Genomic DNA, 227 nt, shown 5'->3' on the forward strand with positions numbered 1-227 from the left:
GGCTGTGGTGATGATAATGTACACTTACAAAATACAATGCGTATGGTTGAGGCATTGGTTCAGGCAGAGAAACAATTTGAATTGATGATATATCCAGACAAAAACCATGGGATATATGGTGGGAATACACGTCTTCATCTGTATAAGAAAATCACTAATTTCATTCATAAAACGCTCGGTGATAAGCGAGAAGTTTCCGAAGAAAAACAGGAGGAGACTTCTAAAAT

1 protein-coding gene is annotated in these 227 nt (G+C 37.0%); it reads left to right on the top strand.

All coding sequences use genetic code 11. The features are described from left to right. On the top strand, positions 1 to 227 hold a 227-nt coding region (locus tag ACRHOC_RS15385; protein WP_431159466.1), incomplete at both ends, for a prolyl oligopeptidase family serine peptidase.

This window comes from Winogradskyella poriferorum, from assembly GCF_050618035.1.
Taxonomy (GTDB): domain Bacteria; phylum Bacteroidota; class Bacteroidia; order Flavobacteriales; family Flavobacteriaceae; genus Winogradskyella; species Winogradskyella poriferorum_A.